The organism is Pseudomonas sp. H3_D04 (assembly GCF_054669175.1).
In genome coordinates, this window is the sequence record NZ_CP162801.1 from 6463386 (window position 1) to 6483855 (window position 20470).

A 20470-nucleotide genomic window follows, 5' to 3' on the forward strand; every position below is an offset into this window, starting at 1 on the left:
CCTTTTACTCGGGCAGGGCGATCGGACCGATCTCGTTGAACACATCACCTGGACCCGGGTTCTCGGCGTGAGTTTCACCGCCGAAGTGTTTCATGATGCCCCAGACCGCGTTGAGCGAGGTCTGCACCGCGCCTTCCACCCACGCCGGCGTCCATGAAACGTCGTCGCCCGCGATGAAGATCCCGCGTTGCTCGGCCGGCATGTCGTCCTGCATGAAGTGCGCATACATCCGCTGGTTGTAGCGGTAGTGGCCGGGCAGGGCGCCTTTGAAAGCGCCGAGGAAGTGCGGGTCGGCTTCCCATGACACGGTGATCGGATCGCCGATGATGCGCGCGGCAATGTCGACTTTCGGGTAGATCTTTTTCAATGCGTCCAACGCCAGCTTCACGCGTTTTTCCACCGGGTGCGGCAGCATTTTCAGTGCGTCGCTCATCCACGAGTACGACAGGCAAATCACCCCCGGCTTGTCGTCGCCGTTGTCGAAGAGGTAGGTGCCGCGGGTCAGGCGATCGGTGAGGGTCATGCTCATCAGGTCGCGGCCGGTTTCCGGATCCTTGTCCTTCCAGAATGGCCGGTCGACCATCACAAAGGTTTTCGACGATTGCATGTAGCGGGTGCGGTCGAGGGCCATCCACATCTTTTGCGAGAACAGGGTTTCGTCGCATTCGATCTGGGTGGTCAGCAGCCAGCTCTGGCAGGTGGTCAGTACCGCCGCGTATTCGCGGGTGTCGCCGTTGTTATCGGTGACCGCAAAACGGCCGTCCGGGGCATGAGCGATTTTTTTAACCCCGGAGCGTGGCGCGCCTCTGTGCAGCGACTTGAGGCTGGTGCCTTCGGGCCAGTGCACGCAACGTTCCGGCACATGACGCCAGATGCCTTGCGGCACTTGTTCGACGCCGCCGACGACCAGATGTTGGTGATCGTCGCAGTTGGTCATCACGACGCGGAAGATTTCCAGCATCGAGTTCGGGAAGTCCGAATCCCAGCCGCCGGTACCGAAACCGACCTGGCCGAACACTTCGCGGTGATGGAATGAGAGCTTGGCGAAGGCTTCGGAGGTAGCGACGAAGTCGTAGAAGGTTCGGTCATCCCACAGCGGAACCAGGGTGTTCCACAGCTCTTTGAGGCGTGGCACATCGCGGTCGCGGATCGCTTGCTGGATATCGGCGAACTGCGAGCCAGCCTCCAGTGCATCTGCCCAAGCGTCAGCCACTTCCTGGAATAGTGCAGGAAGATCTGCCAGTTTCTGTGCGTAATGGGTTTTGCCTTCCAGGTCGATCACGGTGCTGCCAGAGGCTGGCGTCAGCGGATTGGGAAAGGGTTTGGTCTCGAGACCGAGCTTGTCGACATAGTGGTAAAACGCCGTGGACGACACCGGAAAGCGCATGCCGCCCAGTTCGGCGACGATGCCATCGGTCCCGTTGAACGCTTGGGAACGCAGACGGCCACCCATTTTCGAAGCTTCGTAGACGACGGGTTTGAGGCCCAGTTTCATCAGCTCATAAGCTGCCACCAGACCGGCGATACCTGCGCCAACAATCGCCACTTCGGCACCATGATTGTGTGCCGGAATGCTGCCCAGGCCGGCCGGGTGTTCGATCCAGTCGTCAAAGCCGAAAGGAAAGTCCGGGCCGAAAATGGTGACTGGTTTTTTACCGTCTGCAGGATGGCGATTGTTCTTGTTCATGACTGACCTTACTGGCGACCCGACGCGGAATGCGCATCTGAGTATAGGAAAAGATGGCAGCCATTCTAGAGAGCGTAGAACACGTTAATAAGACGCAATGTGTCGTCGTTTTGCTAATTTTTTGGTCACTATGACGACAAACTACTACACACTGACCAATGTGGGAGCGAGCCTGCTCGCGATGAGGCCCTCAAGACGCTGCAAATCAAACCGGCTGCCCCCGATCAATCTTGCTGCTCAAGATGATCGACGTCGTCGTCTTCTCCACCCCATCCACACTGCCAATCTGATCCAGCAGTTGATCCAGCTGCTCCGGCGATTCCGTGCGAAGCCACGCCACGTAGTCAAACTCGCCACTCACCGCACACAACTGCTGCACCTGGGCCATGGCACTGAGCCGGCGCAGCACTTCCTTGCCCGAGCGCGGTTGCACCGTGATCCCGACATACGCCTGCAATCCGCCATCCACCACACGTTGACCCAGACGCACGCCGTAACCGGTGATGACTTTGGCCTTTTCCAGTCGTGCCAGACGTGAAGTCACCGTGGTCCGTGCGACCCCCAACTGGCGAGCGAGCATGGCCACGCTTTCACGGGCGTTGATCTGCAAGGCCGCGATCAGTTGGCGGTCGATTTCGTCAAGAACGGGCGGGCGGGTGTCAGGCAAGGGTCGTCTCCAGCAACACAAATCAGTGGGCTGGCATGTTACAGCACGGCTGGCACGGCGGATGTCAGAGAACGTCAGACGCCGCGCGGAAGACAGGATGGACACCAGCTGTCAGTCATAGTCGAATGAGAAATCGAGGGATGCGAGGTGACCACAATGACGAAGAAGATGCCTCCCGCTGTACGGGATCGCGCAGTGCAGATTGCCAATCACGAAATGGGTCACTACGTCGTTGCCCGGGCCCTGGGGTTTGAAACGGGTGATGTGAGCCTGACAGTGACCATGGACTTGAGGCATCAAGCGGGCGCTTCCATTACCTTGGCGCGTTCAATTACGACGATTGAGGCAATGAAGGAGCATCTGCAAGCCCGAATGATGGTTCTCTTTGCGGGCGCCATGGCGCAGTCATTGGCTTCAAAGCGTTCGCCCGGCAAACGCGTCGATAAGCCGAAAGCGGCCGCCATCCTGAGGGGAGAACTTGGGGCAGAACAGGACTACGCAAAAATCAGGGAGTTACGGCACTTGCTGCGCAACATCACCTACCCCGATACGGATCCGGCTTCGCCTGATCGCGTAACCGCCGAGCTGAAAGAGATTACGGATCGCCTGTGGTTACGGACTCAAACAATCGTTGAGCAGTTGGCCGATACGATTATTGGGTTGGGCGAGGCGTTGGTGGATGGCATGAGTATCGTGGAGCAATGGGGGCGGGCGGCGGATACGTATGAGGGTGTTTTGACGAGGGAGGGGCTTGAGCTGATGGGGGTGGTGCGGGCGATTCCGGCCTTGGGCGTTGGGGCTGGCAGCTGCAGTAATGCCGATCCATTCAGGAAATAACGACATTGCAGGCGCGCAATGCACGCCCGATTACGATTCGGAAGCCCCGAATAATCGGGGCGCCTTACAACGGGAAAAGCCGCGCTATTACTCGGACTCCGTCGCTGTCCGGGGAGGCCTTGGTGTAAGCACCTTCACCACATCATCAGTCACCGCCTTACCCATCGCCGTCAGATAGTGCGCGGCCCAGGCGTGGCGGTCGGTGTCTCTTGCGTAGGCTGCGTCCTCGGCAAATGATTTGGCGAGGAACAGCAGGTCGGAGGCTTGTGACAATGCATCAACGATGGGGACGCCGGCGCGGACGTTAAACAACGCCTGATCCGAGCAGTAGATGAGTGGGGTGAAACCGATGGTTTTCAGGTCTGACGGTGCAGACGAATTGGTTTTGCTCATTGTTTCGCTCCTTAAAACGAGGAGCTGCCGCATTCGTTACCACACGAATGGGTGGCAGATGTACGCAGGGTGGTAAACCGGGAGAGCAAAGAAACCGGCAGACCCGAAGGTCTCCCACGCACAGCCGCCATAACTCAGGATTACAGGTGTAAAAACACATGAAACCGTGATGGGAGCACTGCTGCACTTTGTCTAGCCGGGTTACCACACCCGATCACTGCATTTGCAGCGACGTCCGGAGAGTATCCCGTCGAAGAGAACGCCAACAAGGCGGCAAAGTGCCCAAACGCACCCATTACGCAATTCTCGTAGTTTGCCTACAACCTTGGTTGACGTCATCCGATAACCTCACGTCAGCGCAAAATATAACCTAGACGGCAGACAGGAAAAAACGCATGTCCCGCCGCGGAGCAGCGCACAGGACGCGACCCGAGCCCCGACAGGATGACTGATGCTACAAAATGACCGCAAAAATCTGGAGCTCGATAAGCTTCAAGTCGAAATCCGGAGATTCATTGCTGAAACCCGCAAGTTTATGGCGGAAGAAAGCAAGCTTAGGCAGGAGGCTTTTTGGTATCCGTTCGCAGTAGGCGCCGGTCTAGTGACCGCCGTTGTCGCCGCCGTCGGATTGTGGTTCAAGCTTTAAAATCGCTAACACGCGGAAGCGACCAATGATCGGAGGTGCTTGAGTTTTACCGCTTAGCAGCCCACCTTATCTAACAAGGGTTAGCGCATTAGGCGTGACTCGTGATCCCTGCAGGAAGACGCAGTATGTCCACACCTCCTACGATTCAAGCCAGCATTGAACAGTTACACCGTGACGTGGCCGCCTTGGCCGAAGACATGCGTAGCCCATCCCCCATCGCGACCCGAGCAATCCTACTGCCGTTTGGACTCGGTGCCGCGCTGGCGCTCGTGACTATTGTTGCTGTTGCCTTGGTGGTTCGGCTGGTCTGATCTCTTAGGCCAAACGTTAGTCGCAGAAAAAAAGCCGCGCATTTGCGCGGCTTTCGTGTTTGGTGGGTCCACACGGAGGAATCGTGGACCAAAGGATTATGAGCAGGGCTGTATTGCTAGGGCAGAAACGAAAAAAGACGCCATAGGCGTCTTCTTCGATTTGGTAAAGCAGATCCGGACACCACTTGCGAACCGCGTTGCGCAGTTACGGCTTTCGCGGCTGGGAAGCGCTCAATCTCATCCGGTCAGTCGCTTCGATAGCACTATTGACGTGATTCGTTAAATCAAAAGAAAGCCGCGCATCAGCGCGGCTTTCTTGTTTGGTGGGCCCACACGGATTTGAACCGTGGACCAAAGGATTATGAGTCCTCTGCTCTAACCAACTGAGCTATAGGCCCTCAGTAGGCCGCGGATTATAGCGATGGTTTCTCGGCTGTGCTATCCGAAAAATCCGATACGGCTATACGAAGAAACGTCGCGGCGAATTCGTCGGGGGGAAGCGGCAGGCTGACGATGTAGCCCTGGATCTGTTCGCAGCCTTCTTCGGCGAGGAATTGTTGCTGTGCGAGGGTCTCGACGCCCTCCGCAATGACGGTGAATTGCATGCTGCGGCCCAAGGCAATGATGGCGCGAACAATGGCTGCATCGTGGGGATCGTCAGGCAGGCCGCGGACGAAGGACTGGTCGATCTTGAGGATGTCCAGTGGCAGGCGCTTGAGGTAGCTCAGTGACGAGTAGCCGGTCCCGAAGTCATCGATGGCCAATTGCACGCCCAGGTGTTTGAGTTGGTGCAGCACTGCCAGCGCTTCTTCGGCCTGGCTCATGATGAAGTTTTCGGTAATTTCCAGTTGCAGTAAACCGGGCGCCAGGCCGTTGTCTTTGAGCAGTTGCTCGATCCGTCCGAGCAGGTTCGGCTGACGCAATTGAGCACCTGCGAGATTGACCGAGAGGGGACCGAGGCACTCGTAGACCTGATTCCACTCGTTCATCTGTCGGCAGGCTGTCTCCAGCACCCAGTCGCCGATTTGCAGGATCATGCCGTTTTCTTCCGCCAAGGGAATGAAGTGTTCCGGCGGCACCGAGCCGAAGGTCGGATGTTGCCAGCGGATGAGCGCTTCGGCGCCGACGAGTCGATGGTCGGCGAGGCTGATTTTCGGTTGGTAATAGAGAAACAGCTCATTGCGCTCGATGGCGCGGCGCAATTCATGTTCCAGCGCCACGCGTTCGCTGGCCTGGGCGGTGAGGTCGCGGGTGTAGCTTTCCACCCGGTTGCGGCCCTTGGCCTTGGAGCGATACATCGCCGCATCGGCGTTTTTGACCAGCGTGGCGACGTCGCAGCCATCCTTTGGGTACAGGCTGGTGCCGATGCTGGCGCTGATAAAAAACTCGTGCTCGCCGGCCTGGAAAGGTGCCGCGAAGCAATTGAGCAGCTTGGTGGCAATGTTGTCGGCGTCACTGGATTGTTGCAGGCCGGGCAGCAGGATGATGAATTCGTCGCCCCCCAGGCGCGCGACGGTATCGATGTCGCGCAGCTGCTCTTTGAGGCGCACGGCAATGCCTTTGAGCAGCAGGTCGCCCACCGGATGGCCAAGGCTGTCGTTGATGTGTTTAAAGCGATCCAGGTCGAGGAATAGCACCGCGCCCTGGCCACCGTTTTCCTGTTGGGTATTGAGTGCGGTCAGCAGTCGGCTCTCGAACAGCGTGCGGTTTGGCAGGCCGGTCAGCGGATCGTGGTGCGCTTGGTAGTCGAGTTTGGCCTGCGCGTGTTTGAGGCTGGAAATGTCCGCGAACACCGCCACGAAGTGGGTGATGAATTTTTCCCGGTTACGCACGGCGCTGATGGTCAGCCAGCTCGGGTAGAGCTCGCCATTCTTGCGTCGGTTGGAAATCTCGCCTTGCCAGTGACCTTCGTCCGTCAGCTGATGCCACATCGCCGCATAGAACGCGCTGTCGTGAAGCCCCGAGGCGAGCAAGCGAGGGGTGTGGCCGAGTGCTTCGCTCTCGCTGTAACCGGTGATCTCGGTGAACGCTCGGTTGACCGCGCTGATGTGCTGTTGGGTGTCGGTGATCAACACGCCCTCGGCGGTGCTCTCGAACACTGTGGCGGCCTGTTGCAGTTTCTCCTGCATCAGGTGCCGCTCGGTGATGTCCCGGGCGATGGTCAGCATGCAGTCTTCGTCGCCGATCGGCAGCGGACGGCTTGAAACCTCGCAAAGGCGGATCTGCCCGTCACTGCGGCGGATGTGGCAACTGAAGTCGCGGACGAAGCCATCCCGGTGCAGCAAGTCGAGCATCTGTTTGCGTTCATTGAGATTGACCCAGATCCCCAGCTCCAGGGCTGAGCGATCCACGGACATCGCGCTGTTGAAGCCTGTGATGCGGCTGAAACCCTCGTTGACCTCCATTAGCAACCCGTCGCTCTGCCGCGACAGCAACAAGCCGTCCGGTGAGGCGTGGAAGGCCTTGGCGAATTTTTCTTCGGAGGTTTGCAGTTGCTGCTGGGTTTCCTTGAGCTGACTGATATCGCGCACCACGACGACCAGCGCAGGGGTCGTATCGAGGTCGAAGGGCTCGGCGGAAATCAGACCGGTAAACACCTGGCCATTGCTGCGTCGAAAAGGCATCTCCAGGTTGCGGATGCTGCCGGCTTGCAGGCGCTGCAGCAGGCCCGGCCCGACGCCGGGGATGCCCCAGATGTTGAGGTCGGTGGCGGTCTGGCCAATGACATCTTCGGCCTTGAGACCAATTTGTTCTTCGAACGCTTTGTTGACTTCGAGCAGGCAGCCGTCGGACAGCCGCGCAATCACCAGGATGTCCGGGCATTGCTGAAACACGGAGGCGAATTTTTGCTCGGAGAGTCTCAACGCTTCTTCCGTGCGCTTGGCGTCGCTGATGTCGATCATCAATCCGCGCATAACCGGCTCATGGCCATGCTCGATAAGACTGACGATATCGCGCACCCACAGGCAGCGCCCGTCGGCGGTGATAACGCGGTAATCGACGCTATGATCGCGCCCGGCCAGCACTTCGTGATCGCAGAATGTCTGGGCCCGGGTCAGGTCCGCAGGGTGGATGATGTTGCGCCAGAACCCCGGAATGAGCCAATGGGACAGGGGATAGCCAAGCAGCTCTTCGGCATGCGGAGACACGTAGCTGTAGGTGAAATCGCTGATCCGTGCTTCCCAGGCAATTGCGGAAAGGCTCTCCACCAGCCCGCGGTAATGGTATTCACTGCTGCGCAGCTCTTGTTCTAGGTCGACCCGCCGGGCGATTTCCGAACTCAACCGGCGGTTAATCCGGATGACCACGGCCAGCGTGATCATCAGAAACAGCAATCCGGGCAGGCCGTAAACCAGCAAGTCGGACCAGAAGGTTCGGTGATCCAGTACATTGCCCACCCAGTGTTCCTGAATGGCGCTGATTTCACTTGAAGTCATGTCCGCCAGGACTTTGTCCAGAATCCCGACCAGTATCTTGTTGTCGGGGGGCACTGCCATCGCCAATTGATAGCGATAGGGCGTTTCGCCGCTGACATACAGGCCGTCGAGCTTGAGCTGACGCAGGCTCCAGACGCTGGAGGCGAGATCGCCCACGACCGCATCCACTTCATCGGTGGCCAACGCCTGCAAGGCTGAGCTGACATTGGGCATCGCCACCAGATTCAGGTCGGGGTGGTGCGTGCGCAACAGCTCATGGGGCGCATAGTTTTCCACCACAGCGATCTTCAGCCCGTAGAGCTCTTCGAGCTTGCGCGGTTGGGGGCCTCCGACATGGGCGAGGATGACAATCGGAAAGTCCAGGTAGGGACGAGTGAATGACAGGTACGACTGGCGCTCCGGGGTCGACATGATGCCCGGCAAGACGTCCAGCTTGCCTTGCTTGGCCTGTTGCAGGACTTCGGTCCAGCTGATCGGTTCGATGGGCGTCAGTTTGACGGCCAGCCGTTGACGGATCACGTTGATGTAGTCCGCCGCCAGGCCCTGATAGCGGCCCTGGTCGTCACGAAATTCGAACGGCGGCCAGGACGCGTCGACACCCAGGCGCAAGTCCGGGTGAGCCGCCAGCCAGCTACGTTCTTCGTCGGTCAGAGTCAGCGCGCCAGCCGTTGCGGTCCAGGTCATCAGCGACAGCAAAAAAAGCACGGTCGGCAGTCTGGGCATAACGGTCTCGTTATGGCTCGGGGGAATGTTTCGAGTGTAGACGGGCAATTCGGCGGGGGGGAGGTACGGGGGATTTTATCTGTAGAAAGCAAAACCCCCGGCCTGGGCCGGGGGTTCTGTGATCACTCGTCGAGGAAGGAGCGCAAATGCTCGCTTCTCGTCGGGTGGCGCAGCTTGCGCAGCGCCTTGGCTTCGATCTGACGAATCCGTTCACGGGTCACGTCGAACTGCTTACCAACCTCCTCAAGGGTGTGGTCGGTATTCATGTCGATACCGAAGCGCATGCGCAGAACCTTGGCTTCACGGGCAGTGAGGCCGGACAGCACTTCGCGAGTCGCTTCTTTAAGGCTCTCAACAGTGGCGACATCGATTGGCGACTGCATGGTCGAGTCTTCGATGAAGTCACCCAGATGGGAGTCTTCGTCATCACCGATCGGGGTTTCCATGGAGATCGGCTCTTTAGCGATCTTCAATACCTTGCGGATCTTGTCCTCAGGCATTTCCATGCGTTCGCCCAGCTCTTCCGGGGTCGGTTCGCGACCCATTTCCTGCAACATCTGCCGGGAAATACGGTTGAGCTTGTTGATCGTCTCGATCATGTGCACCGGAATACGGATGGTGCGGGCCTGGTCGGCGATCGAGCGAGTGATCGCCTGACGGATCCACCAGGTGGCATAAGTCGAGAATTTGTAGCCGCGGCGGTATTCGAACTTGTCTACCGCTTTCATCAAACCGATGTTGCCTTCCTGGATCAGATCGAGGAATTGCAGGCCACGGTTGGTGTACTTCTTGGCGATGGAGATCACCAGACGCAAGTTCGCTTCAACCATCTCTTTCTTCGCGCGGCGGGCCTTGGCCTCACCGATCGACATGCGACGGTTGATGTCCTTGATCTCGGCGATCGTCAAACCGGTTTCGGTTTGCAGCGCGGTCAGCTTTTGCTGGCAACGAATGATGTCCGGTTGCAGGCGACCAATGGCTTCAGCGTATTTGCTTTTGCCTTTGGCCAGTGCATCGGTCCAGCTTTCGTCAACTTCGTTGCCCGGGAACTGGCGCAGGAAGTCGGCACGCGGCATGCGGGCATCACGAACGCAAAGTTGCATGATCGCGCGCTCTTGCTGACGCAGACGATCCAGGGCACTGCGAACACGCTCGACCAGGCCTTCGAATTGCTTCGGAACCAGTTTGATCGGCATGAACAACTCAGCCAGCAGCACCAGCTCGGCGATTGCCAGCTTGTTGCCACGACCGTGCTTTTTCAGCGCCTTGCGGGTGATTTCCATCTGATCGGAGACAGCGCCAAAACGCTGTGCTGCGATGACCGGATCCGGACCGCTTTCGGCTTCTTCTTCGTCGTCGGTGCTGGCTTCAGCTTCGTCGTCGTCGGTATCGTCGTCCGCTTTAACGGCTTTCGGATCGACAGGCGGCGGCACTTCGGCAGCAGGCGGCGCAATGCCGTCGTCCGGGTCGATATAACCGCTCAGGACGTCGGATAGGCGGCCACCTTCGGTGGTAACGCGAGTGTACTCGGAGAGAATGTGGTCAACCGTACCAGGGAAGTGCGCGATTGCGCCCATCACTTCACGGATACCCTCTTCAATACGTTTGGCGATTTCGATTTCGCCTTCACGAGTGAGGAGCTCTACCGTACCCATTTCGCGCATGTACATGCGCACTGGGTCGGTGGTACGACCAATGTCGGTCTCGACCGCTGCCAACGCTGCTGCTGCCTCTTCGGCCGCGGCTTCGTCAGTATCGGCGTCGGCCAGCATAAGGGAATCCTTATCTGGCGCAACCTCGAATACGTTGATCCCCATGTCGTTAATCATGCGGATGATGTCTTCCACCTGTTCCGGATCTGAAATATCCTCCGGCAGGTGGTCGTTGACCTCCGCGTAAGTCAGGTAACCCTGCTCACGACCAAGTGTGATCAACTCTTTGATACGAGACTGCTGTTGCGCTTTTCCGGACATAACACCCTATCCACTGAAGGTCTTGGCGGGCAAAAAACAAGCCGAGGATTATACCTGAGCTATGACCTCACGCGCCAGTTGAGGTCGGGGTTGATACAGCCATATTGCGTTTTAATAGGTCGCGCATCTGATTTGCGATCTGATTTGCTTCCTCCGCGGTCAATCCTGGCTGCCTTGCTTTCCTGATAAGTACTTCCAGGCTATCCGTGTGTTGACTTGCCGATAGCCTAGTAATGGTGTCTAAAAACTGTTGTTCAAGGTTATCGCCGTCAATCAGCCATTCCTTTTCCGCCAAAGCCTTGAGCAGACGCCCCTGTTCAGTCCCGTGCCAGCGGGCCATCAACTGAATAGAGTTTAGCTTAGGATTTTTTTGCACGGCCTCGATCAGCGCTACCAGCAACTGAGCGTAGGTATTGCTCTCATTGGCGAAGTGGTTGGCGGTTTCGACCTTGCTAGCCAGATCGGGGTGATGAATGAGCGTGCGAAGTGCGATCAGGGTTGGGGCTTCCACAGCAATCGGTGTGCGCGGGGCGCTAGGTTGATCGCGATCACCGCCTCGCTTGCCGTTTTTGTCCCAGGGCTTCTTGTCCCACTTCTTGCCGCCCGCTCCGGGTTTCTTCGGCGTCCATTCCTGCTGCGGCACATACATCTCTTGTGCCTGCGGCTGATGGTAGTCGCTGTAATCCGGCATGGCGTCGTAATCGACGCCCGGGTCGTATGCCGGCGGCGCATCTTGAGGTGCGCTTTGAACCAGTTGGCTCACGGCTTCACCGCTGAGGCCGGTAATTTCGGTCAGGCGCTGACGCATCAAGATGCGCAGGTTGGCGCCAGGGACCTTGTCGATCAGCGGCGCGGCGAGGGTGGCCATGTGGGCCTTGCCTTCGAGCGAGCGCGGGTCCGATTCCTCGGTCAGTTGCTGAAAGAAATAATCCGCCAACGGCTGGGCGTGCTGGTTGATTCGCGCGCGGAAAGCGTCAGTGCCTTCGGAGCGGACCAGCGTGTCGGGGTCTTCACCTTCGGGCAGGAACAGAAAGCGCGCGCGCCGCCCGTCTTGCAGGCACGGCAGGGCAGCTTCCAGTGCGCGCCACGCAGCGTTGCGGCCGGCCTGGTCGCCGTCGAAGCAAAAAAGCACGTTCGGCACGACGCGAAACAGCCGCTTCAAGTGCTCTTCGCTGGTGGCGGTGCCCAGGGTCGCGACGGCATTGCGCAAGCCTTGTTGGGCGAGGGCAATGACGTCCATGTAGCCTTCGACGACGATGATTTCGTCGAGGTTGCGGTTGTTCTTGCGTGCTTCATAAAGGCCGTAGAGTTCCTGGCCTTTATGGAATACGGGGGTTTCCGGTGAGTTCAGGTATTTCGGCTTGTCGTCGCCCAATACCCTGCCGCCGAAAGCAATGATGCGTCCGCGGCTGTCGCGGATCGGGAACATCACGCGATCGCGAAAGCGGTCATAGCGTTTGCCGGTTTCGGCGTTCTCGATCAGCAGGCCGGCGTCGACCATGGCTTTTTGTTGCAGGGTGTCGCTGCTCAAGTGCTTGAACAGATTGTCCCAACCGGGCGGCGCGAAGCCGAGGCCGAAGTCCCGGGCGATTTCGCCGGTCAGCCCGCGACCTTTCAAGTAATCCACAGCCGCTTTGCGCGATGGATGGCTTTTCAGGGCTTGCCGGTAGAAGTCGGCGGCTGCAGTCAGCAGCGGGTACAGCGGCGAATCAGTCGGTTGCCGCGGTTTGTGCGGCCGACCGCTTTCTTCGCGGGGGATTTCCATGCCCGCGGCTTTGGCCAGTTCTTCGACAGCCTGGACGAAATCCAGGTTGTCGTGGTCCATCATGAAGCCGAGGGCGTTGCCGCCCGCGCCGCAGCCGAAGCAGTAATAGAACTGCTTGTCGGGGCTGACGCTGAAGGACGGGGTTTTTTCTTTATGAAAAGGGCAGCAGGCGGTGTAGTTTTTACCGGCCTTTTTCATTTGCAGGCGCGAGCTGACCACATCGACGATGTCGGTGCGGTTCAGAAGGTCGTCAATGAAGCTCTGGGGAATTAGCCCGGCCATGGCGTTCTCGTCATCTGCGCTGAAATGGACCCAAAACGATGAGCGGCCGAACGCGGGTCGTTGTTTGAGGCGCGCAAAATGTGCGGCTCGACCGGTGTCGTCTGCGTAATCGCTGTCGGGAAGTGTATCTGCCGAAAATCCACTGACGTTAGTACCAATCAGTATTCGACTATATGAAAGTATTTCGCTGAAATCCGCTGCGGCCAGTCGAGGGCCTCGGATAGCTCATAAGCGGGCACGCAAGAAGGTGCCTTGGGCTGATCGTCGTAAGAGGAATCAGTGGGTGTGCTCGTCAGTAGCCTTGGAAGGCTCGTCAGAAAAGACGTGCACCGCTGGCAAAAGAGCCAGGTCTGACGCTGCGAAGCAGGTTTGTCTCGGTCGCGTCTGCGGCTTTGACGGTGAAGCATCAAGCGTTTTCCGCAAATGCCATTAGCCCGGCTGAGGGCCGGGCTTGGCAGAAGCTTGCTACGAACGTCTGTGTATTAGTACAGACGAACGGCGCGGCGCTGTTCGCGCTGAACTTTCTTCGCGTGACGCTTAACAGCGGCTGCTGCTTTGCGCTTACGCTCAGAAGTAGGCTTCTCGTAGAATTCGCGGCTACGAACTTCAGCCAGTACACCGGCTTTTTCGCAGGAGCGCTTGAAACGACGCAGAGCTACGTCGAAGGGTTCGTTCTCTTTTACTTTGACGGCTGGCATCCAGAGCTACCTTCATTCATTACCGGGGTCAACATCCTCGCGGCAAAAGAGCACTTGAAGACGTCGGTTTTTAAGGGTTGCGGATGTTAACTCCTCATCGACCGGAATGCAAAGCCTCTGATCGAAAACCGCTAGTCGGGGCATCCCATGGCGACTATTATGCGCGCCTTCGAATTCAGCCTAAACAAGGCGCAAACCCATGCTAGTACTGGGATTAGAAACCTCCTGCGACGAAACCGGTGTCGCATTATATGACAGTGAGCGCGGCCTGCTGGCCGACGCGCTGTTCAGTCAGATCGACCTGCACCGCGCCTATGGCGGTGTAGTGCCGGAGCTGGCCTCGCGCGACCACGTCAAGCGCATGCTGCCCTTGATTCGTCAGGTGTTGGCCGAAGCTGACTGTGTGCCGACCGAGATCGATGCCATCGCTTATACCGCGGGTCCTGGCCTGGTCGGCGCCTTGCTGGTGGGCGCCTCTTGCGCTCAGGCGCTGGCCTTTGCCTGGGGCATTCCGGCCTTGGGTGTGCACCACATGGAAGGCCACTTGCTGGCGCCGATGCTGGAGCCGCAGCCGCCACAATTCCCGTTCGTCGCTTTGTTGGTGTCGGGTGGTCATACGCAGCTGGTTCAGGTCGACGGTATCGGTCACTACACGCTCTTGGGCGAGACCCTCGATGACGCCGCCGGTGAAGCATTCGACAAGACCGCGAAGATGATGGGCCTCAATTATCCGGGCGGTCCGGAAATCGCCAAGCTGGCGGAGCGGGGCGTTTCAGGACGTTTCACTTTTCCGCGTCCCATGTGCGACCGCCCGGGCCTGGCGTTCAGCTTCAGTGGCTTGAAAACCTTCGCCCTGAACACTTGGCAGCAGAGCGTCAGCGCCGGGGACGACAGCGAGCAAGCCCGTTGCGACATCTCGCTGGCGTTCCAGCAGGCCGTGGTGGAGACTTTGACCATCAAGTGCAAGCGCGCCCTGAAACAAGCGGGCATGAAGCGTCTGGTGATCGCTGGGGGCGTCAGCGCCAACAAGGCGCTGCGCACCTCCCTGGAAAAGATGCTCGGCGACATGAAGGGCGACGTGTTTTATGCCCGTCCGGAGTTCTGCACCGACAACGGCGCGATGATTGCGTTTGCCGGTTGCCAGCGCTTGCAGGCCGGCCAGCACGAAAGCCTGGCGATCAGCGTGCAGGCGCGCTGGCCGATGGAGCAACTGTCGGCGCTGTGATGAGCGGGGCTCATGTCCAGTATTTAAAAATGCCGTTCGCGCCCGGCAAACAGGTCGCGTAGATTGCCGCGATGACGCCAGACGATCAGCCCCGTGAGTGCGCTCATGGGTAGCAATGCCGCAGGTGCTTGCCAGGCCAGCAGCGGTAGGGTCAGCGGCGTGGCGATCAATGCGGCGAGGGAGCTGGTGCGGGTCAGGTAGAACGTCAGCAACCAGGCGCAAACCGCCAGCAATGCAGCTGGCGGATACAGGCCCAGGAGCATTCCTGCCGCGGTGGCGACACCCTTGCCACCGCGAAAGCGAAAGTACAGCGGGAACAGGTGGCCGATGACGGCACAGACGCCGATCCAGGCCTGTTCTTGCAGCGAAAGACCCGCAACACCGGCGATCAACACCGGCAACAGGCCTTTGCAGAGGTCGCCGATCAGGGTCAGGATGGCGAGTTTTTTGCCGGCCAGGCGCAACATGTTGGTGGCGCCGGCATTGCCCGAGCCACTCATTCGCGGATCGGGGTTCCCGGTCAGGCGGCTGAGCAAAATGGCGAAGGACAGAGAGCCGAGCAGGTAGGCGAGGGTCGCCAGTAACCAAAACATGCTAACTATTCCGGGCGAGGACGCCCTGATTCTAACGGCGCATTGCGCCCTTGTCGTGCAGCGGAGAAAAGTGCTTGGACAGAGTGTTTATCGAGGGCCTGGAAGTCGACACCGTGATTGGTGCCTACGACTGGGAACGAGGCATCCGACAGTGCCTGCGACTTGATCTGAGCTTCGCCTGGGACAATCGCCCGGCAGCGGCAGGCGATGACCTGACCCTGGCGCTCGATTACGCGAGCGTTTCGTCGCGCATCCAGGCCTTTGCCGAGCAGGCACAGTTCCAACTGGTCGAGACCTTTGCCGAGCGTCTGGTTGAAGTATTGATGAGCGAATTCAAGATCACCTGGATGCGCCTCAAACTGACCAAGCCTGGCGCCGTCCCGGCGGCCACCGGTGGTGTGGGCGTGGAGATCGAGCGCGGATGTCGCTGACTCAGGTGTATCTCGGGCTCGGTAGCAATATCGAGCGCGAAACCCATTTGCAGGCGGGCCTGGAAGCCCTGGCAGGCTTCCTGGTGGATATCCGTTGCTCGGCGGTGTTCGAAAGCCAGCCAGTGGGGATCAAGAGCGGTCCGTTCTTCAATTTCGTGGTGTCGGCTTACACCGATTTGCCGCTGATGGAGCTGGACCGTCGATTGAAATTCATCGAGGCGGACAATGGCCGGTATGCGCCCGACCGCAAGGGTTTGCCGCTGGATATCGACGTGCTGCTGTTTGGCGATCTGGTGGGCAATTTCGATGGATTGATCCTGCCGCGGGCAGAGATTCTGAAAAATGCCTTTGTGCTATGGCCGTTGTCCCTGATTGCGCCGGACAGAGTGCATCCGGGGGTAGGCAAAAGCTTTGCGACGTTGTGGCGTGAGGCACAGATTGATCAGGTGTTGGCGCCGGTGGCGTTTGAGTGGCGCGGTGAACAGCTGACACCTTCGAGTTTGTTGTGAGGCGGATGACGCCTTCGCGGGCAAGCCTCGCTCCTGCAGGTTTTGCGTCGTTCGCCCCATCGCAAACGACTTGGATCTTGCAGGCGCGAGGCTTGCCCGCAAAGCTTTTCAGGCAGACGCCGCCTCTTTGTAGGCCTTCAGCGCTTTTAGTCGCTCACGCTTGATCGCCTCACCCAGCTCCGGCCCCTTGAATCCCTTCTCCAGCAACGGCTGTACCGCCACGTTCCGCGCCGCAGTCGCCGCTCCGCGTAAATAATCCGCCTGTGGGTAACTTCTCTGCTCCAGCCCTTTGCGGCCGCGGGCGTCCATCTCGCACGCCGCAATGAACTCTTCAAACCGCTGCGGCCGACGGTAAACGTCAAAACTCTGCAGCAGGTCCAGTAACGTAGAGGGTTTCAGCTCCAGGGCGCGGTGGCCGTGTGTGTGGTACTGACCCACCAGCAATGCCAATTCCTGACAATCCTTCGGTGCCTTGAACCGTTCATTCACGGCTTTGATCAGCTTCAGGCCCGTGTGCTCATGGGCAATGTGGCGTGGCCATTCTTCCTGGGGCGTGAGCCCTTTGCCCAGATCATGCAGCAGGCATGCCCAGCGCACGGTCAGCGGCTGTTTGTGCTGCGCCGCTTGCTCAAGGACGCTCAGGGTGTGCACCCCCGTGTCGATCTCAGGGTGATGGGCTGCCGGTTGCGGCACGCCGAACAGAGCATCAACTTCCGGCATTAACACTTTGAGCGCGCCACATTCACGCAGCACCTCAATGAACACCCGTGGCTGATCTTCCATCAGTGCACGGGAAATCTCTTTCCAGCTGCGTTCCGCCGTCAACGCCTTCAGTTCACCTGATTCGCTGAGTTGGCGCATCAGCTCCAAAGTTTCAGGCGCAACGGTGAAGCCCAGTCCTGCGTATCGGGCTGCGAAGCGGGCAACGCGCAGGACACGGAGCGGATCTTCGGCGAACGCGGGGGAAACGTGACGAAGAACTCGGGCTTCGAGATCGCGCTGGCCGTGGTAAGGATCGGTCAGATTCTGCTGATCATCTTCGGCCATGGCGTTGATTGTCAGGTCGCGACGGATCAGGTCTTCTTCGAGGGTGACTTCGGGGCTGGCATGAAAGGTGAAACCGCCGTAACCACGTCCGCTTTTGCGTTCGGTACGGGCGAGGGCGTATTCCTCACCGCTCTTGGGGTGAAGAAATACCGGAAAGTCAGCACCCACGGGGCGATAACCCTGGGCGAGCATTTCTTCAGTGGTGGCACCGACCACGACCCAGTCGATATCGGTGACAGGTTTGCCCAGCAGGCGATCGCGTACCGCGCCGCCGACTTTATAAATCCGCATAAAAAACCTCCGTTAGCTCGACAGAATAACCTTTGCGTCGAACTTCCGGAGGCAGAAACAGGATCAAAGATGAATGACGGCCAGGTCCAGCCGGCCGTAATCTCCCTCGCTGTGCTCGCTTCTGGGCGGGACATGGTGAACTTTCATGACCTGGTCGCCTTGCAGCGTTTCCAGGTGAATGTCGAAGCCCCACAGCCGGTGCAGGTGCTTGAGCACTTCCTCGGTGGACTCGCCCAGCGGTTTGCGGTCGTGCTGCTGGTGACGCAAGGTCAGGGAGCGGTCGCCACGCCGGTCGATGCTGTAGATCTGAATATTGGGCTCTCGATTACCCAGGTTGTACTGCGCGGCCAGTGTTTCGCGAATGGTGCGGTAGCCACCTTCATCGTGAATGGCCGGGACCAGCAGGTCGTCCTTTTGGTCGTCATCGAGAATGCTGAACAACTTCAGGTCGCGGATCACCTGCGGTGACAGGTACTGCAGGATGAAGCTTTCGTCCTTGAAGCTGCTCATGGCGAACTTGATGCTCGACAGCCAGTCGGTACCGGCTATCTCAGGGAACCAGCGGTAATCTTCCTCGGTAGGGTGTTCACACATGCGGCGGATGTCCCGGTACATGGCAAAACCCAAGGTGTAGGGGTTGATGCCGTTGTAGTAGGGGCTGTCGAAGCCGGGTTGGTAGACCACGCTGGTGTGGGACGTCAGAAACTCCATCATGAAGCCGTCGGTAACAAGGCCTTCGTCATACAGGTCGTTCATCAGCGTGTAGTGCCAGAACGTGGCCCAGCCTTCGTTCATGACCTGGGTCTGGCGTTGCGGGTAGAAATATTGGGCGATCTTGCGCACGATGCGCACGATTTCCCGCTGCCAGGGCTCCAGCAGCGGCGCGTGTTTTTCGATGAAGTACAGGATGTTTTCCTGAGGTTCGGCGGGGAAGCGTGCGTTGTCCTTGTCGCTGTACTTGTCGGCCCCTTTTGGAATGGTCCGCCACAAATCGTTGATCTGTTTCTGCAAGTGCTCTTCCCGATCCTTCTGCCGGCGGCGCTCTTCTTCAGCCGAAATCGGATATGGGCGTTTGTAGCGGTCGACCCCGTAGTTCATCAGCGCATGGCAGGAATCCAGCAGGTCCTCCACTGCATCGATGCCGTGGCGTTCTTCGCATTGCATGATGTACTGCTTGGCGAAAACCAGGTAATCGATGATCGAACTGGCGTCGGTCCAGGTGCGGAACAGGTAATTGCCCTTGAAGAAGCTGTTGTGGCCATAGCAGGCATGAGCGACCACCAGGGCCTGCATACAGATGGTGTTTTCTTCCATCAGATAGGCGATGCATGGGTCTGAATTAATCACAATCTCGTAGGCCAGCCCCATCTGCCCACGGCTGTAGGACTTCTCGGTGCTGAGGAAGTGTTTGCCATAGGACCAATGGTGATAACCCAGTGGCATGCCGACGGAGGCGTAGGCGTCCATCATCTGCTCGGCGGTGATCACTTCGATCTGGTTAGGGTACGTATCCAGGGCATAACGAGCCGCCAGGCGACTGATTTCTTTGTCATAGGCCTGGATCAGCTCGAATGTCCATTCTGAGCCGGTGGAAATGGGTTGGCGCTTCTGCTCTTTGGCGGTCATGTCACTAACCTGCGCTGGAAGAGTTCACGGAAGACCGGGTAGATATCCCCGGCCGAGACCAGTTGCTGCTGGGCAAAAGTGTCAGAGAAAGCTTCAGCGATGCGTTCGTATTCGAACCACAAAGCCTGGTGTTCGCGCGGGGTAATCTCAACGTAAGTGTAGTACTGCACGAACGGCATGATCTGGTTGATCAGAATGTCGCGGCAGATCGGCGAATCATCGTTCCAGTTGTCACCGTCGGAGGCTTGGGCCGCGTAGATGTTCCACTCATTGCTCGGATAACGCTCGGCCATGATTTCCTGCATCAGTTTCAAGGCGCTGGAGACGATGGTGCCGCCGGTTTCCCGGGAGTAGAAGAACTCTTCCTCATCCACTTCGCGGGCGCTGGTGTGGTGGCGGATGAAGACGACGTCGATCTTGTCGTAGTTACGCTTGAGAAACAGGTACAGCAGGATGAAAAAGCGCTTGGCGATGTCTTTGGTCGCCTGGGTCATTGAGCCGGACACGTCCATCAGGCAGAACATCACCGCCTTGGAGCTGGGGTTCGGCTGCTTGATGAGCAAGTTGTACTTGAGGTCGAAGGTATCGAGAAAGGGAACGCGATGGATGCGCGCACTGAGTTTTTCGATTTCTGCTTCGATCTCCTGAATATCGCCGAAGTTATCCGGTTCATCCCGCTTGAGTCGCAGCAGTTCTTCTTTGGCTTCCCGTAACTTTGCCCGGCTGCTGCCAGACAGGGCGATCCGCCGGGCATGGGCCGAGCGCAGGGTACGGATGATGTTGATTCGCGACGGGTTACCTTCGTTGCTGATACCCGCGCGCACGGTCTTGAAGGTGTCGGTGCCGGTCAGGTTGCGCTTGACCAGGTTCGGCAGTTCGAGGTCCTCGAACATGAATTCGAGGAATTCCTCCTGGGTGATCTGGAAGACGAACTCGTCCATCCCTTCGCCCGAGTTGCCTGCCTTGCCTGGGCCTCTGCCGCCACCACCGCCTGGCGGACGGGCAATGTGTTCGCCGCTGGTGAATTCCTTGTTGCCGGGGTGCACGACGGTCTGCTTGCCACCACGTCCATGGTGAAGCACAGGCTCGTCGATGTCGCGGCCGGGGATGCTGATCTGTTCGCCGTGTTCCATATCGGTAATGGAACGCCGACTGACCGCCTCTTCGACGGCCTTTTTGATGTGATCACGATAACGCCGCAGAAACCGCTGACGGTTCACCGTGCTCTTGTTCTTGCCATTGAGACGTCGGTCGATCACATAGCTCATAGGCCCCTCCGGGCGGCTTCAAGTTGTGAGCTACAAGCTGCAAGTAGAAGCTGCCCGGATA

The 20470-nt window shown here is 58.6% G+C and carries 16 protein-coding genes and 1 tRNA gene; 5 read left to right on the forward strand and 12 right to left on the reverse strand.

The window, feature by feature from the left end; genetic code table 11:
* Window positions 1–4: 4 nt before the first annotated feature.
* Together AB4N91_RS29645 and AB4N91_RS29650 are read right to left on the reverse strand one after the other, a co-directional pair.
* Complete coding sequence (locus AB4N91_RS29645) at window positions 5–1687, reverse strand: flavin monoamine oxidase family protein (RefSeq protein ID WP_010467144.1); 1683 nt, start codon at window positions 1685–1687, stop codon at window positions 5–7.
* A gap of 205 nt (window positions 1688–1892) precedes the next feature.
* Window positions 1893–2354, reverse strand: a complete 462-nt coding sequence (locus AB4N91_RS29650; protein WP_010467145.1) for an Lrp/AsnC family transcriptional regulator — start codon at window positions 2352–2354, stop codon at window positions 1893–1895.
* Window positions 2355–2510: 156 nt separating this feature from the next.
* Here AB4N91_RS29650 and AB4N91_RS29655 point away from each other — a divergent pair, with 156 nt between their 5' ends.
* Window positions 2511–3191 carry a peptidase M41 gene (locus tag AB4N91_RS29655; RefSeq protein ID WP_154912894.1) on the forward strand — a complete coding sequence of 227 codons (681 nt, stop codon included), beginning with the start codon at window positions 2511–2513 and terminating at the stop codon, window positions 3189–3191.
* An 87-nt stretch (window positions 3192–3278) separates the two neighbouring features.
* On the opposite strand, the gene AB4N91_RS29660 is transcribed toward AB4N91_RS29655, so the two are convergent.
* Complete coding sequence (locus AB4N91_RS29660) at window positions 3279–3584, reverse strand: DUF3077 domain-containing protein (RefSeq protein WP_460112006.1); 306 nt, start codon at window positions 3582–3584, stop codon at window positions 3279–3281.
* 451 nt (window positions 3585–4035) lie between these two features.
* Here AB4N91_RS29660 and AB4N91_RS29665 point away from each other — a divergent pair, with 451 nt between their 5' ends.
* A complete protein-coding gene (locus tag AB4N91_RS29665; protein ID WP_010467148.1) occupies window positions 4036–4230 on the forward strand; it encodes a hypothetical protein in 195 nt (64 codons plus the stop codon).
* Between the two features lie 632 nt (window positions 4231–4862).
* Here AB4N91_RS29665 and AB4N91_RS29670 read toward each other — a convergent pair.
* The 5 genes from AB4N91_RS29670 to rpsU form a co-directional block, all read right to left on the reverse strand.
* Window positions 4863–4939: transfer RNA gene (locus AB4N91_RS29670), tRNA-Ile, on the reverse strand.
* A gap of 15 nt (window positions 4940–4954) precedes the next feature.
* On the reverse strand, window positions 4955–8701 hold the full coding sequence (locus AB4N91_RS29675) for an EAL domain-containing protein (RefSeq protein WP_077747305.1): 3747 nt from the start codon (window positions 8699–8701) through the stop codon (window positions 4955–4957).
* A 122-nt stretch (window positions 8702–8823) separates the two neighbouring features.
* Window positions 8824–10674, reverse strand: a complete 1851-nt coding sequence (gene rpoD, locus AB4N91_RS29680) for an RNA polymerase sigma factor RpoD (RefSeq protein ID WP_010467151.1) — start codon at window positions 10672–10674, stop codon at window positions 8824–8826.
* A 67-nt stretch (window positions 10675–10741) separates the two neighbouring features.
* Entirely contained in the window at window positions 10742–12721 is a 1980-nt protein-coding gene (gene dnaG, locus AB4N91_RS29685; protein ID WP_010467152.1) for a DNA primase, read from the reverse strand.
* 482 nt (window positions 12722–13203) lie between these two features.
* Entirely contained in the window at window positions 13204–13419 is a 216-nt protein-coding gene (gene rpsU, locus AB4N91_RS29690) for a 30S ribosomal protein S21 (RefSeq protein ID WP_002551877.1), read from the reverse strand.
* Window positions 13420–13618: 199 nt separating this feature from the next.
* Between rpsU and tsaD the strand changes: the two genes are divergently transcribed.
* A complete protein-coding gene (gene tsaD / locus AB4N91_RS29695; RefSeq protein WP_010467153.1) occupies window positions 13619–14644 on the forward strand; it encodes a tRNA (adenosine(37)-N6)-threonylcarbamoyltransferase complex transferase subunit TsaD in 1026 nt (341 codons plus the stop codon).
* A 23-nt stretch (window positions 14645–14667) separates the two neighbouring features.
* Here tsaD and plsY read toward each other — a convergent pair whose 3' ends face one another.
* Complete coding sequence (gene plsY / locus AB4N91_RS29700) at window positions 14668–15237, reverse strand: glycerol-3-phosphate 1-O-acyltransferase PlsY (RefSeq protein ID WP_077747307.1); 570 nt, start codon at window positions 15235–15237, stop codon at window positions 14668–14670.
* Between the two features lie 74 nt (window positions 15238–15311).
* Here plsY and folB point away from each other — a divergent pair, with 74 nt between their 5' ends.
* Together folB and folK are read left to right on the forward strand one after the other, a co-directional pair.
* A complete protein-coding gene (folB, locus tag AB4N91_RS29705; RefSeq protein ID WP_008051601.1) occupies window positions 15312–15668 on the forward strand; it encodes a dihydroneopterin aldolase in 357 nt (118 codons plus the stop codon).
* Window positions 15659–16177, forward strand: coding sequence for a 2-amino-4-hydroxy-6-hydroxymethyldihydropteridine diphosphokinase (folK, locus tag AB4N91_RS29710; protein ID WP_083375637.1), 519 nt, complete (start codon window positions 15659–15661; stop codon window positions 16175–16177). The genes folB and folK overlap by 10 nt, the downstream gene beginning before the upstream one ends.
* 108 nt (window positions 16178–16285) lie before the next feature.
* Here the strand turns inward: folK and AB4N91_RS29715 are convergent, their stop codons facing one another.
* From AB4N91_RS29715 to AB4N91_RS29725, 3 genes are all read right to left on the reverse strand, one after another.
* Entirely contained in the window at window positions 16286–17515 is a 1230-nt protein-coding gene (locus tag AB4N91_RS29715; RefSeq protein WP_154912893.1) for a multifunctional CCA addition/repair protein, read from the reverse strand.
* Between the two features lie 63 nt (window positions 17516–17578).
* The gene (locus tag AB4N91_RS29720) at window positions 17579–19141 is read right to left on the reverse strand and encodes a SpoVR family protein (RefSeq protein WP_077747309.1); all 1563 of its coding nucleotides are present in this window, start codon (window positions 19139–19141) and stop codon (window positions 17579–17581) included.
* A complete protein-coding gene (locus tag AB4N91_RS29725; protein WP_010467159.1) occupies window positions 19138–20409 on the reverse strand; it encodes a YeaH/YhbH family protein in 1272 nt (423 codons plus the stop codon). The genes AB4N91_RS29720 and AB4N91_RS29725 overlap by 4 nt, the downstream gene beginning before the upstream one ends.
* Window positions 20410–20470 lie beyond the last annotated feature (61 nt).